The sequence below is a fragment of the Phenylobacterium sp. 58.2.17 genome (assembly GCF_026411515.1).
Lineage (GTDB): Bacteria > Pseudomonadota > Alphaproteobacteria > Caulobacterales > Caulobacteraceae > Phenylobacterium.
This window is the reverse complement of record NZ_JAPMTQ010000007.1, coordinates 113,479-126,366: the sequence shown is the minus strand read 5'-3', so window position 1 is coordinate 126,366 and position 12,888 is coordinate 113,479. Positions and strand designations below refer to the sequence as shown.

Sequence of the window (12,888 nt, the reverse complement as noted above, 5' to 3'; positions counted from 1 at the left end):
CCTACCTGCGACCCATTCTGGCCAGCCGTGCGGCGGCGCGGGCCGCGCCGCGATCGGCGGCGGTGTTGGCCGGGCCGGCGTCGCTCGAAAGGTGCGCGGCGATCGCGCGAACCGTCGGGAACCGGAAGATGTCGGTGATGGCGATGTCGCGGGCCAGATGCTGCTTCATGCGCCGCTGCACCTGCACGGCCAGCAGGGAGTGCGCGCCGAGATCGAAGACGTTCTCGGTGACGGAGATCTCCTCAAGGCCAAGCGCGTCGCGCCAGATCGCCGCCACCGCCGCTTCCATATCGCCCGCGGCCGCGACCATCTCGCCGCGCTCGGAGGCGGCCTTGGGAAGCGGCAGGGCCTTACGATCGATCTTGCCGTTCGGCGTCATCGGCATCCGCTCGAGGATGACGATCTGCGAGGGCCGCATGAACTCGGGCAGCTTGTCGGCCAGGCGCGCCCGCAGGTCGCGCTCGCTGGGCGGCGTTTCGCCCGGCGTGACGTAGGCGATGAGCCGCGCGTCGTTCTCGCCGAACTCGGCCATCTTGACCGCCACCTGCCGAACCGTGCCCGACTCGGCGATCACCGCCTCGATCTCGCCGAGCTCGATACGGTGGCCGCGGACCTTCACCTGGTTGTCGGTCCGGCCCAGGAAATCCAGCGCGCCGTCGCGCCGCATCCGCACCAGATCGCCGGTTCGATACCAGCGCTGGCCGTCGCGCTCGACGAAGCGCTCGGCCGTCAGTTCGGGCCGCCGCCAATAGCCGCGCGACACGCCGGCGCCGGCGATCCACAGTTCGCCTTCGACCTGGCGCGGGGCGACCTGGCCGCCGGGCGCGCGCACGCTGAGGTCGGTATTGGCGATCGGCTCGCCGAGCGGCACCCGCTCGCCCACCACGTCAAGCGTGGCGACCGACGACCAGATCGTCGTCTCGGTGGGCCCGTACATGTTGAGCAGCCGCCCGGAGAAGCCGGCCCGCAGCTCGCGGGCGAGGTCCGGCGGCAGCGCCTCGCCGCCAACCATCAGGCACTCAAGCTGCTGCAGCGCCCGCCGGCCCGCCGCGTCGGCGGCGAGATAGGCGGCCATCGACGGCGTGCACTGCAGGTGGGTGACGCCGTTCTGCAGGATGTCTTCGGCCACTGAACTCTTGTGGCCGACGCCCCCGTCCTTTTCGAGCTCGCTCATCAGCGTGCGGATGTGCTTGAGGTTGGCCAGCACGGTCTCGGACTCGATGCCGAAGTCGATCAGGCAGGCGATCTCGTCGACCCCCGCCGCCGTCACCTCGCGCACGATGTCCTTGGCGGTCTCCGGCGTGCCGAACAGGCCGGACTGGCGGTAGTACCGCTCGAAGGCGTGATCCAGCAGCGCATCGAGTTCTTCCGGCGTCAGGTCCTGGCTCTCGAGGATGTCCTGCGGGCTGCCGCCCGAGGCCTCGGCGCGCGAGACGAAGGTCGGGAAGGTCCACGAGGCGCGGCGCACCAGGTCGACGGCGCTGTTCAGGTAGGACTTCATCGGCTGGCGCGCGGTCGCCAGCACGGTTTCCTCGTCTTCGGAGACGAAGGTGTGGAGCATCAGCACGACGTGGCCGGGCCCCTCGAAGCCCGCCTCGGCGCGGGCTTGTCGGTAGCCGGCGATCTTCGTCTTGAGCTCCTCGATCGACTGGCCGAGCAGGTGGGTGAGCACCCCGCACCCGAGGCGACCGGCCTCGGCGAAGGTCTCGATATTGCCTGCCGCGGTGATCCAGACAGGAATTTCCTTCTGCACCGGGCGCGGATGGATGTTCACGGCGACCGGCTTGCCGTCAGGGCCCGGAAACTCCATCGCCTCGCCCGCCCACAGCCGGCGAAGCGTCTCCACGGTTCCGAGCGCGATCGACTTGCGGTCGGCGAAGTTCTCGGGCCGAAGGATGAAGTCGTTCGGCTGCCAGCCCGAGGCGATCGCGATGCCGACCCGACCGCCGGACAGGTTGTCGACCAGGGCCCAGCTCTCGGCGATCGAAACCGGATGATGCAGCGGGGCCACCACCGAGCCGGCCCGCAGCTTGACGTTCTTGGTCATGCCGGCCAGGGCGGCCGAACTGATCGCCGGGCTGGGATAGAGGCCGCCGAACTCGTGGAAGTGGCGTTCCGGCGTCCAGATCGCTTCGAAGCCGTTCTCATCGGCGAAGCGCGCGCCCTCGAACAGGACACGGTAGCTGTCGGCCCCGCCCGACTGGGCGGCGAAATAGAACAGCGAGAAGGCCGGCAGGTCGGCCTGGCCGCCGCCGCCCTGCAGGACAATGGTCGCCCCGCGGGTCAGCGTCCAAAGGAGCTCCAGCACCGAGATGTCGAACGACATCGAGGTGACCGCCAGCAGCCGCGCGCCCCGCTCGAGCGGCACGACGCGATCCATGCCCGCGAAGAAGTTGGTGACGTTGCGATGCTCGATCATCACGCCCTTCGGCCGGCCGGTCGAACCGGACGTGTAGATCAGGTAGGCGAGGTCGCCGGGCGCGCCCTGCATGGCGGGCAGGTCCTGCTCGGCCGCATGCGAAACCACGCGCGCCGGATCGAGGAAGCCGGGCAGGGCCATGCCGGTGTCCGCCACCACCAGCGCGGCGGCGGAATCCTCGAGCATGAAGGCGATGCGGTCGGCCGGATAGGACGGGTCGAGCGGCAGATAGGCCGCGCCGGTCTTGAGAACGGCCAGGATCGAGACCACCAGGTCAGCGCTGCGGCCAAGATAGAGACCGACCACCGAGCCGGCCCGCGCGCCGCGCGCGGCCAGGGCGCCCGCCAGGCGGGTGGCCCGCGCCTCGAGTTCGCCGTAGGTCAGCTTGCGGCCGCCGTCTTCGACGGCGACGGCGTCTGACATTTCGCGCGCCATGGCCGCGATCAGGGCGTGGATCGTGGCCGGATTCTCGCCCGGTCCGGCGGCCGAGGAGGCTGAGACGTCGCCGCCCAGCGGCAGGCCGGCCAATTCGGCCTGCGGGGCGCCGAGGAACGCATTGCAGAAGGCGCTGAAGTCGGCCGCCATCGCGCTGAGGACGTCGGGCGCGTGCAGGCCGGCGCGAACGCTGATGGCCGGCGGATCGACGCTGAGCGTCAGGTCGGCGCCTGGTGCGTTCGGCTGGCCGGCGACCACCACGCCCAAGGCCGCGAGCGCCGCTTGCACGGCTGCCTGGCCCTCCAGCCGCAAGGGCAGGTCGGCGGCCATCGGGGCCTGGGCCTGCGCCAGCGCCAGGGCCTGCGCAAAGGCGGCGAGCGCCGACTGCGCCGTACCGGCGGGGTCGATATCCACGGTGACCGGGAACCGGCGCGACAAGGCCGGGCCGGCCGCTGCGGCCTCCATCGCCAGCGTCACGCGCGCCTGCCCGGTCAGCGCGACCAGCCAGGCGGCCCAGGCCGCGCCGAGGGCCTGCGGCGACACCTGTCCGACAGCGAGCGGGGCCTGCCCCGGCCCCGCGGCATGATCGTGAGGGAACGGCGGAAGCAGCGGGTTGGCGTTTTCGAGGGCGTCTTCCCAGAAGCCTTCCGAGGCGCCGACGCCGCGCAGCATCGAAGCATCGACCGCGGCCGGCGCCGGCAGCACCGCGCCCACGGCCACGCCGAGCATCAGGGGATCGAGCGCCTCGCCGGCCATGCCCGACAGGCCGCTCAGCACGATCGCGCCGTCGCCGGCCATCACGGTGATCGACGTCTCGTCCAGGGCCAGGACCTGACCAGGTTGGCCCCGCCCCTCTCCCGCCCGCTCAAGCTTGCGGACGGCCACGAGCCGCTCGCCCAGCAGCAGCTTTGGCAGGCCGAGCGCGTTGCGGCGGGCGCCGAAATCCAGCGCCCGAACCGTCCGGCCAAGCTCAGCCGCCGGTCGCCTGAAGTCCAGGATTCCGAAATGGGCCGGACGTTTGGCGCGTCCGTACCAGCCGCGCGCGCCGCTCAGCGGCGTGGCCTCCAGCCGCCCGGCGGCGAGATCGGTCAGCAGCTCACGGAAGGATTCCTCGCCCGCCTCGTAGCAGCGGAGGTTGAGGCTGAACGTCGTCTCGTTCGGCGCCATCGCAAAGCGGCGGGACTTGAGCACGCGGCCCGCATCGACCGCCGCAAGCATCTCGTGCCACGTCACGGCGTGCTCGTCCGCGCCTTCGAGGATCGCCCAGGCCGGCGTGTTCAGCCCCCCGCGTTCGGGCAGCGGACCGTCGTGGAAATTGATCGCCATCACCCGCGCGGCCGCCAGGGCTTCGGGGCTCAGCACCGAGAGGTTCGCCACGCTGAAGAGATAGTCGGCTCCGCCGGCCGGCAGTTCCGGCCTGGCCGGCGCCCCCAGAAGGACGTGGCCCTGCTCCTGCGCCCAGGCGATGATCTGCGGCGCCGTGGACACCACCCCCGCCACCTGCCCGCCCGTCTCCAGGAACGCCTCCGCGCAGCGGATGAGAAGCGTGCCATCCCCAACAAAGTAGGCGCTTGGTCTCGACATGTGGAACCGCCCAAGGTTCGGCCGTTCTGGCCGACAAGGATTTCCTGCGACAGGAGAGCTTATCTAGCTACATACTGAAAAGACTAGCTAGTGCGATGCCTAGGAGGCATCGCGAATGTTACGCGTCGTAACAAATTTTTTGCAATTGAATTTCGACAACGAACTAAGAACAGATAGGGGTTAATTAAAGACTTCCGAAGCCCCTGCACGTCTAAATGAATGCTGTAGACGGAGAGGCTGGGCGCGGTCAGCTGACCATGATGGGGGGAGCGGCGACATTCTGGATTTGATCCAAATTGATCTTTCCGGCCCGGCCACGACGGGGCTTGCAGCTTGCCTTTCGCCAGACGAGCTCGCCAGAGCTCAGTCCTTTCACTTCGATCACCTGCGGCGGCGCTATGTCGTGGCGCACGCCGCGCTGCGCAGCGTTCTGGCCGGCTATCTGACCCGTCCCCCTTCCGAGGTGACGTTCATCGTAAACGACTGGGGTAAACTCAGCGTCCCGGGCGGGCCTTATTTCAGCCTGGCGCATTCGGACGATCTAGCGGTGATCGCGGTGGACCCCGAGCGTGAGGTCGGCATCGACCTGGAGACCGGATCGATCGCCCTGACCCGCGATGAGGTGACCCACGTCCTGTCGCCCGACGAGCTGGCGGACCCGCGCGAACGTGACCTCGCGCAAGCCGATCTCCTACGGCTCTGGGTCCGCAAGGAAGCGGTCCTGAAATCGCTCGGCAAGGGCGTCGCGCACGACCCGCAGCGCGTAACGGTGGGGTTCCATTCGGTGGACTTCGACCGCTGGCGGGAAGTCTCGACCGTCGACGACGGCGCGCGGCACGATTTTCACATGCTCGACATCCGCATGGAGGGGGTGACCTGCGCCGTCGCGCGGCGAGACCATCCCCTGACCCGCGGCTCCATCGCCCTGCGGAGCTGGAGCCCGACGTCGCAGGCGTTCTGACCCCGACGCGCGGCGGCCTCCTCGAAGGCCGCCCGGCACGTCTCCATTAGTTGCTACTTAAGGCGCCTTCGCTATCATGGCGTGCAGTAGGGGGCGTCATGAAGAGTTCCGACTTGGTCGAGACCGACCAGCCGTTGCTCGGCTCGGAAGCCGTTGCGGTCAGGCAGCTTGCAAATGACGATAGACAAAATCTCGGCGTCGAAGAGACGCTAGAGAAGCGAGCCCCAACAAAACTGAAGAAGAAAACCATCGCCGTCGCGATCGGTTGCTGGGCAGCAGTTCCGATAAGCATCAGTATCGGCGCCTGGATGGGTCACGATTCCGTAACCACCATTTTTTCTAGTCTCATTCTGGCGGCTCAATCCACCTGGATTGCCCGCTTCTGGGTCGACGACCAATAAACTTCTTCATCACCGCCGCCAAATTCCTGATCTTTCCGGCTGCGATCCTCGTCGCCGCGGTCACCCTTCCGACGCTGATGGCCTGGCACTTCCTCTTCGAGAGGGAGAAGTTCGACGCCGAGTGGGACACCTAGAGCCTGACGTCGACGCGGGCGCGCGACGCAACCCAAGTCCGCCTTCGCCGATCGCTCCTGATCGCCAACCACGTCAGTCAGTCATTGAAAAATTGGAGCGGGCGATGGGATTCGAACCCACGACATTCAGCTTGGGAAGCTGACGCTCTACCCCTGAGCTACGCCCGCGCCGGGCGCGCCGACGAAAGAGCGGACGCACCAAGGCCTTCCATCTAGCGATTCCGCGCCCGCGGCTCAAGCGGCGGCGTCGAGTGGCGGACGATTCCCGGAATGGTGGCGGGATACGCGCGTTGCGCGCGGAATCTTGCCCGCATTCCGCGCGTTCCGCGCGCCTTGGTGCGGACGTTACAATTCTTCATAGTAAATTCTTGCTAACCCTGTTGCGCCGAATGGTCGCAGGCGGCTATGTGCACGCCCCAATAGCGCCAGCGCTCCAGACACAATGGAAGATTGTATCAGGGTCCGGCGCACCAGTAAGCTGGAGTACCCTATGAAGAAGCTGTTTGTCGGGGCCGCGCTCGCCGTCTCGATGTTGGCCGCCGCTCCGGCCGCCAACGCCGCGCAATACATCAACCTGACCGCCCCGGCCGCCGACGGCTCGATCACCGGCGTGTTCGGCGACACCGCCGTCGCCGGCGGCGGCTTCTCGCACGTCTTCGACTTCATCTTCCCGACCAACGGCGCCGGCGGCGCGACCATCAGCTCGATCCTGACCCTGGGCGCCCCCTCGACCAACATCAACTTCACCTCGGTGAAGCTGAACGGCGTCGAACTGGACCTGGTCTCGAACGGCAATGTCGAGTTCCGCTCGCTGTTCAACCTGCCGATCACCGCCGGCGCGCAGAAGCTGGAAGTCTTCGGCTGGAGCGGCGGCAACGGTTCGTACAGCGGCACCCTGACCTTCGGCTCGGCGGTTCCCGAGCCGGCCACCTGGGCGATGATGATCATCGGCTTCACCGGCGCCGGCGTCGCGATCCGCGCCCACCGTCGCAAGGGCGCCCTGGCCATCGCCTGAGCCCCGACGAACCAACCGCATCAGGACCCGCCCGCCCCGCGCCGGCGGGTCCTTTTGTTTTGACGCCTCGCCGCCCTCGCCGCACGATGCGGCGAAACAGGCATTAGGGAGGCGGCGATGGCCGACGGCGAGATCCAGGCGAAGGCCAAGTTCACGGCCATGACCGAGGGCGTCCAGGACGACTGGGCGGCCATCATGAAGGCTGCCGGCCCGTTCAACCGCGCCCTGCCCGACCGGCTGATCAGCCACCTGAAGATGCTGCAGGGCGACGACGGCGGCTATCCGGTCGACCGGCTGGAGCACTCGCTGCAGACCGCCACCCGGGCGTTCAAGGACGGCCGCGACGAGGAATACGTAGTCTGCGCGCTGATGCACGACATCGGCGACATCCTTGGCCCGGCCAACCACGCCGAGATCGGCGCGGTGATCATGAAGCCCTACGTGTCGGAGCGGAACCACTGGATGCTCGACAAGCACGGCATCTTCCAGGGCTACTACTTCTTCCACTACCTCGGCCTGGACCGGGACATGCGCGAACAGTTCCGCGGCCATCCGGACTTCGAGTACACGGCGCAGTTCTGCCACCTGTACGACCAGAACAGCTTCGACCCGGCCTACGAGTCGATGCCGCTGGAGGCGTTCGAGCCGATGCTGCGCCGGGTGATGGAGCGGCCGAAGCGGTCGATCTACAAACGCGAGGAGGCCTAGCGGCGCCCGCCGCCCCGCGCGTGTCATCCCGGATTGCGTAGCAGGACCGGGCCCCATTCGCGCCAGGGTGGCGGAATGGGGCGAGACCTCGCCATGGATTGCCCCATCAGGTGTTCATGGGGCCCGGACAGCCGCCGCGCGGCTTCCGGAATGACATCCTCGGCTACGCGTCCATGTCCAGCGAGTAGCCGGCCGAGCGCACGGTGCGGATCGGGTCGACCATCGCCTCTTCCTTATTGAGCGCCTTGCGCAGCCGCCCGACGTGGACGTCCACGGTGCGCGCCTCGACATAGACGTCAGAGCCCCAGACCGCGTCGAGCAGCTGCTCGCGGCTGAACACCCGGCCCGGGTGCTGCATCAGGTAGTCGAGCAGACGGAACTCGGTGGGGCCGAGGTGAATCTCCTTGCCGGCGCGCTTCACCCGGTGGGCGACGCGATCGATGGTCAGGTCGCCGATGTGGACGCGATCCTCGGCCAGGCCGGGCCGGATGCGGCGCAGCACCGCGCGGATGCGGGCCGACAGCTCGCTCATGGCGAACGGCTTGACGATGTAGTCGTCGGCCCCGGTGTCGAGGCCGCGGATCCGGTCGCTCTCCTCGCCGCGGGCGGTGAGCATGATGATCGGCACGTTACGGCTTTCCGAACGCTGGCGCAGACGACGGCAGACCTCGATGCCGGAGATCTTCGGCAGCATCCAGTCGAGGATGATGATGTCGGGCAGCCGCTCGGAAACCAGGGTCAGAGCCTCCTCGCCGTCGGCGGCCACGACCACGTCGTAGCCTTCCTTGTCGAGGTTGTACTGCAGCAGGGTCGAGAGGGCGTCTTCGTCCTCGACCACCAGAATGAAGGGCGTCAAGTCAGCAGGCTCCTAGGCGCTCAGCGCGTCGGTCTTGGGCCGGTCGGCGGAGATCATCTCCTCGCCGGTGATTTCGTAGTGGATGATCTCGGCGATGTTGGTGGCGTGGTCGCCGATGCGCTCGAGGTTCTTGGCGACGAACAGCAGGTGGGCGCAGGCGGTGATCGTGCGCGGATCGCCCATCATGTAGGTCAGCAGCTCGCGGAACAGGCTGTTGTAGTGCTCGTCGACCTCGTCGTCGCGCGACCAGACAGCCATGGCGCGGTCGAGATCCGAGCCGGTGTAGGCGTCCAGCACGTCCTTCAGACGCCCCAGCACCAGGCGGCCCATGCGCTCGATCGAGCGGGTCAGCGGGCTGATCGGCTCGGCCTCGTTGAGGATCATGGTGCGCTTGGCGATGTTCTTGGCCAGGTCGCCGCAGCGTTCGAGGTTCGAGGCGATCTTCATCGCCGCCACGGTCTTGCGCAGGTCGTTGGCCATCGGCTGGCGCAGGGCGATCAGGCGGATCGCCTTGCGCTCGATGTCGGCCTCCAGCACGTCCAGCCGCTCGTCGCGGCCGACCACCGACTCGGCCAGCGCCTGGTCGCGCTTGACCACGGCGTCGAGGGCGTCGCCGACCTGGGCCTCCGTCAGCCCCCCCATCCGCGCGCAGTCGGCGGTGAGGGTGTTCAGTTCGTCTTCGTAGGATTTGACGATGTGCTCGTTCATGTCCCTGCCCCTAGCCGAAGCGGCCGGTGATGTAGTCCTGGGTGCGGCTGTCGCGCGGGTTGGTGAAGATCTCGCCGGTGGGCCCGGCCTCCACCAGCTTGCCCAGGTGGAAGAAGGCGGTCTTCTGCGACACCCGCGCGGCCTGGGCCATCGAGTGGGTGACGATGACGATGCAGTACTGGTTGCGCAACTCGTCGATCAGTTCCTCGATGCGCGCGGTGGCGATCGGGTCGAGGGCCGAGCACGGCTCGTCCATCAGGATGACTTCCGGCGACACGGCGATGGCGCGGGCGATGACCAGGCGCTGCTGCTGGCCGCCGGACAGGCCGGTGCCCGGCTGGTGCAGGCGGTCGGCGACCTCGGCCCAGAGGCCGGCGCGCTTCAGCGAGGATTCGACGATGGCTTCCAGCTCGGCCTTGCCGGTGGCGATGCCGTGGATGCGCGGGCCGTAGGCGACGTTCTCGAAGATGGTCTTGGGGAACGGGTTCGGCTTCTGGAACACCATGCCGACGCGGGCGCGCAGCACCACCGGGTCGATGGAGCGGTCGTTGACGTCCTCGCCGTCCAGCTCGATGCGGCCGGTGACCTTGGCGCCCGGGATGGTGTCGTTCATCCGGTTGATCGAGCGCAGGAAGGTCGACTTGCCGCAGCCCGACGGGCCGATCAGCGCGGTGACCGAGTTCTCCGGCACGTCGAGGGAGACGTCGAACAGCGCCTGCTTCTCGCCGTAGAAAACGCTGACGTCGCGGGCGCGAATCTTGACCGGCGCGCTTGGCAGGGCCGCATGACCGCGGTCGACGGCGATGTGGATAGGGGCGGCGGCAGTGTCGTGAGCCATGGCGTCATCTCGCTGGCTGGGCATGGGAAACCTCGGGGAACTCAGGCGCATCGTCTCACCATCGCCGCTCGAAGCGGCGTCGCACGAGGATGGCGGCCAGGTTCATGACGATCATGAAGACCAGCAGCACAAGGATGGCGGCGGCGGTGCGTTCATGGAAGCCGCGCTCCGACGCGTTCTCCCAGATGAACACCTGAACGGGCAGGACGGTGGCCGCGCCGGTGAAACCTTCCGGCACGCCGGGCACGAACGAGACCATGCCGATCATCAGCAGCGGGGCAGTCTCGCCCAGGGCGTGGGCCAGGGAGAGGATCGAGCCGGTCATCACGCCGGGCATGGCCAGCGGCAGGACGTGGTGGAACACCGTCTGGGTGCGCGAGGCGCCGACCCCGAGCGCGGCCTCGCGGATCGAGGGCGGCACCGCCTTCAGGGCCGAGCGGGTGGCGATGATCACGGTCGGCAGCGACATCAGCGCCAGCACCAGACCGCCGACCAGCGGCGAAGAGCGCGGCACCGACAGCCAGTTGATGAACACCGCCAGGCCAAGCAGGCCGTAGACGATCGACGGCACGGCGGCCAGGTTGTTGATGTTGACCTCGATGAGGTCGGTCCAGCGGTTCTTCGGCGCAAACTCTTCGAGATAGGTCGCCGCCAGCACCCCGATCGGGATCGCCAGGGTGGCGGTGACCAGCAGCATCATCAGCGAGCCGACGATGGCGCCCAGCACGCCGGCCTGTTCCGGCTCGGTGGAGTCCGAGCGGGTCAGGAAGCCGATGTTGAAGCCGGAGCTGACGGCGCCGGAGGCCTTCAGCTTGTCCATCCAGTCGAGCTGCTGGTCGTCCAGCTTGCGCTCGTCCTCGGGCGTGGCGCGCTTGATCTGACCCTTGAAGTAGAGAGCCGCGTCGGACTTCACCGGACCGGTGACGGTGACCGTCTTGCCGATCAGGTTCGGGTCCTCGCGCACCATCTTCAGCAGCTGGAAGCCGAGGTCGTTGGACATGATCTCCATGACCTTGCCCGACGTGTTTCCGAACTCGTCATCGGTCTCGCCCAGCTTGGCCAGCACCGAGTTGGCGACCAGCATGTCGTAGTTGGCGCCGGTGGGGTCGGCCCGGTCGATCTTGCTGGCGTCCAGGTGCACCGGAACGGTGATCTGGTAGTCGACGAAGGTCGAGTAGCCCTGGGTCACGATCCGGCCGAGCAGGATCGCGAGGAAAGACAGCGCCACCACGATGGCCAGGCGGCCATAGAGGCGGAAGCGCATTTCCTGGGCGTGGCGCTTCTTCAGCCGCGCCTCGACGGTCTGGCGCAGGCTGGTCGCGGGGGGCGTCAGGGCGGCGTCAGTCATACTGTTCCCGGTATTTCTGCACGATGCGCAGGGCGACGATGTTCAGCATCAGCGTCACCGCGAAGAGGGTGAGGCCGAGACCGAAGGCCGACAGGGTCTTGGGGCTGTCGAACTCCTGGTCGCCGGTGAGGAGGGTCACGATCTGGACCGTCACGGTGGTGACGGTGTCCAGCGGATTGAGGGTCATGCGGGCCTGCAGGCCGGCGGCCATGGTGACGATCATGGTCTCGCCGACGGCGCGGGACACGGCCAGCAGCAGAGCGGCCATGATCCCCGGCAGAGCGGCCGGCAGCACCACCTTCTTGACCGTCTCCGAGCGGGTCGCGCCCATGGCCAGGCTGCCGTCGCGCAGCGACTGCGGCACGGCGTTGATGATGTCGTCGCTGAGCGAGGAGACGAAGGGGATCAGCATGATCCCCATCACCGCGCCGGCGACCAGGGCCATCTGGTTCTGCACCTGCATCAGATACTGGGCGAGGCCGTCGAAGCTGCCGCCGGCCAGTTGCGCGCCGATCCAGTTGAAGAACGAGCGGAACAGCGGCCCGACGGTCAGGGCGGCGAAGAAGCCGTAGACCACGGTCGGCACGCCGGCGAGGATCTCCAGCAGCGGCTTGACCACCGAGCGGGTCCAGGAACTGGCGTATTCCGACAGGTAGATCGCCGAGAACAGGCCGATGGGGGCGGCGACCAGCATGGCGATCAGCATGATCAGGAAAGTGCCGACGAACAGCGGCACGGCCCCGAAGGCGCCGGCGCCGGCGAACTGGTCGGCGCGCATGGCGATCTGCGGGTTCCACTCGGTCCCGAACAGGAACTCGTGGATCGGCACGGCCTGAAAGAAGCGCCAGCTTTCCCAGACCAGCGAGGCGATGATCCCGGCGGTGGTCAGGATGGCGGTGACCGAGCAGACGATGAACAGGCCCGCGACCCAGCCCTCGACCTTGTTGCGGGCGCGGAACTGCGGGGAGATGCGCGGATAGGCGATGAACACCCCGGCCAGCGCCAGGATCGCGCCCAGGCCGATGGAGCCGTACTGGATCAGACCGGCGATCTGCTGCGACTTGGCGGCCTTGTCCTCGAGCGCGGTCTTCAGCGCCCCGTCATAGATCGTCTCGCTGGGCGTGCCGCCGTGGGCGATGGCCCGCGCGTCGTCAAAGAAGACGTCCTGCTGCGGGGCGGTCAGTTCCTGCACCGCGGCCGGGGGATCCACGCGCAGCAGGCCCTCCTCCAGTCGCCCGCCGAACATGGCGAACAGCAGGATCAGCAGCGCGGCGGGCACGCCGGCCCACAGGGCGGCATAGCTGCCGTAGTAGCCAGGCAGCGAGTGCAGCTGGGCCGGCTTGCCGGCGGTGGCGGCGACTGCGCGGCGGCGGCCGGCCATGTAGGTGGCCAGCGAGAACAGCAGCAGCGCCGTCAGGGCGATCCAGGTGAGCATCGAAGGTCCATGCCGTTGCGCGAGCCGGGCATCGAGAGGCTGATCG

The 12,888-nt window shown here is 68.0% G+C and carries 9 protein-coding genes, 1 tRNA gene and 1 pseudogene; 4 read left to right on the top strand and 7 right to left on the bottom strand.

The window, feature by feature from the left end; translation table 11 throughout:
* Position 1: 1 nt before the first annotated feature.
* The gene (locus OUA97_RS07775; RefSeq protein WP_267231265.1) at positions 2-4,438 is read right to left on the bottom strand and encodes a MupA/Atu3671 family FMN-dependent luciferase-like monooxygenase; all 4,437 of its coding nucleotides are present in this window, start codon (positions 4,436-4,438) and stop codon (positions 2-4) included.
* Between the two features lie 403 nt (positions 4,439-4,841).
* Here OUA97_RS07775 and OUA97_RS07770 point away from each other — a divergent pair, with 403 nt between their 5' ends.
* Both OUA97_RS07770 and OUA97_RS07765 read left to right on the top strand, forming a co-directional pair.
* Positions 4,842-5,399, top strand: a complete 558-nt coding sequence (locus tag OUA97_RS07770) for a 4'-phosphopantetheinyl transferase family protein (protein WP_267231264.1) — start codon at positions 4,842-4,844, stop codon at positions 5,397-5,399.
* Between the two features lie 113 nt (positions 5,400-5,512).
* Positions 5,513-5,800, top strand: coding sequence for a hypothetical protein (locus tag OUA97_RS07765; RefSeq protein WP_267231262.1), 288 nt, complete (start codon positions 5,513-5,515; stop codon positions 5,798-5,800).
* A gap of 227 nt (positions 5,801-6,027) precedes the next feature.
* On the opposite strand, the gene OUA97_RS07760 is transcribed toward OUA97_RS07765, so the two are convergent.
* Positions 6,028-6,102: transfer RNA gene (locus tag OUA97_RS07760), tRNA-Gly, on the bottom strand.
* A gap of 274 nt (positions 6,103-6,376) precedes the next feature.
* Here OUA97_RS07760 and OUA97_RS07755 point away from each other — a divergent pair.
* Both OUA97_RS07755 and OUA97_RS07750 read left to right on the top strand, forming a co-directional pair.
* Positions 6,377-6,949: an FxDxF family PEP-CTERM protein gene (locus OUA97_RS07755; protein ID WP_416362416.1), complete on the top strand. Its 573-nt coding sequence runs from the start codon at positions 6,377-6,379 to the stop codon at positions 6,947-6,949.
* Positions 6,950-7,066: 117 nt separating this feature from the next.
* Positions 7,067-7,657 (top strand): HD domain-containing protein, encoded by a 591-nt coding sequence (locus OUA97_RS07750; RefSeq protein ID WP_267231260.1) that lies wholly within the window; start codon positions 7,067-7,069, stop codon positions 7,655-7,657.
* A 163-nt stretch (positions 7,658-7,820) separates the two neighbouring features.
* Here OUA97_RS07750 and phoB read toward each other — a convergent pair whose 3' ends face one another.
* The 5 genes and pseudogenes from phoB to pstC form a co-directional block, all read right to left on the bottom strand.
* Positions 7,821-8,513, bottom strand: coding sequence for a phosphate regulon transcriptional regulator PhoB (phoB, locus tag OUA97_RS07745; RefSeq protein WP_267231259.1), 693 nt, complete (start codon positions 8,511-8,513; stop codon positions 7,821-7,823).
* A 12-nt stretch (positions 8,514-8,525) separates the two neighbouring features.
* Positions 8,526-9,221 carry a phosphate signaling complex protein PhoU gene (phoU, locus tag OUA97_RS07740; RefSeq protein WP_267231257.1) on the bottom strand — a complete coding sequence of 232 codons (696 nt, stop codon included), beginning with the start codon at positions 9,219-9,221 and terminating at the stop codon, positions 8,526-8,528.
* A 10-nt stretch (positions 9,222-9,231) separates the two neighbouring features.
* Positions 9,232-10,067, bottom strand: a pseudogene (gene pstB / locus OUA97_RS07735) (phosphate ABC transporter ATP-binding protein PstB).
* 47 nt (positions 10,068-10,114) lie between these two features.
* Positions 10,115-11,407, bottom strand: coding sequence for a phosphate ABC transporter permease PstA (pstA, locus tag OUA97_RS07730; RefSeq protein WP_267231255.1), 1,293 nt, complete (start codon positions 11,405-11,407; stop codon positions 10,115-10,117).
* Positions 11,400-12,842 (bottom strand): phosphate ABC transporter permease subunit PstC, encoded by a 1,443-nt coding sequence (pstC, locus tag OUA97_RS07725; protein ID WP_267231254.1) that lies wholly within the window; start codon positions 12,840-12,842, stop codon positions 11,400-11,402. Before pstC ends, pstA begins: the two co-directional genes overlap by 8 nt.
* Between the last annotated feature and the right edge of the window lie 46 nt (positions 12,843-12,888).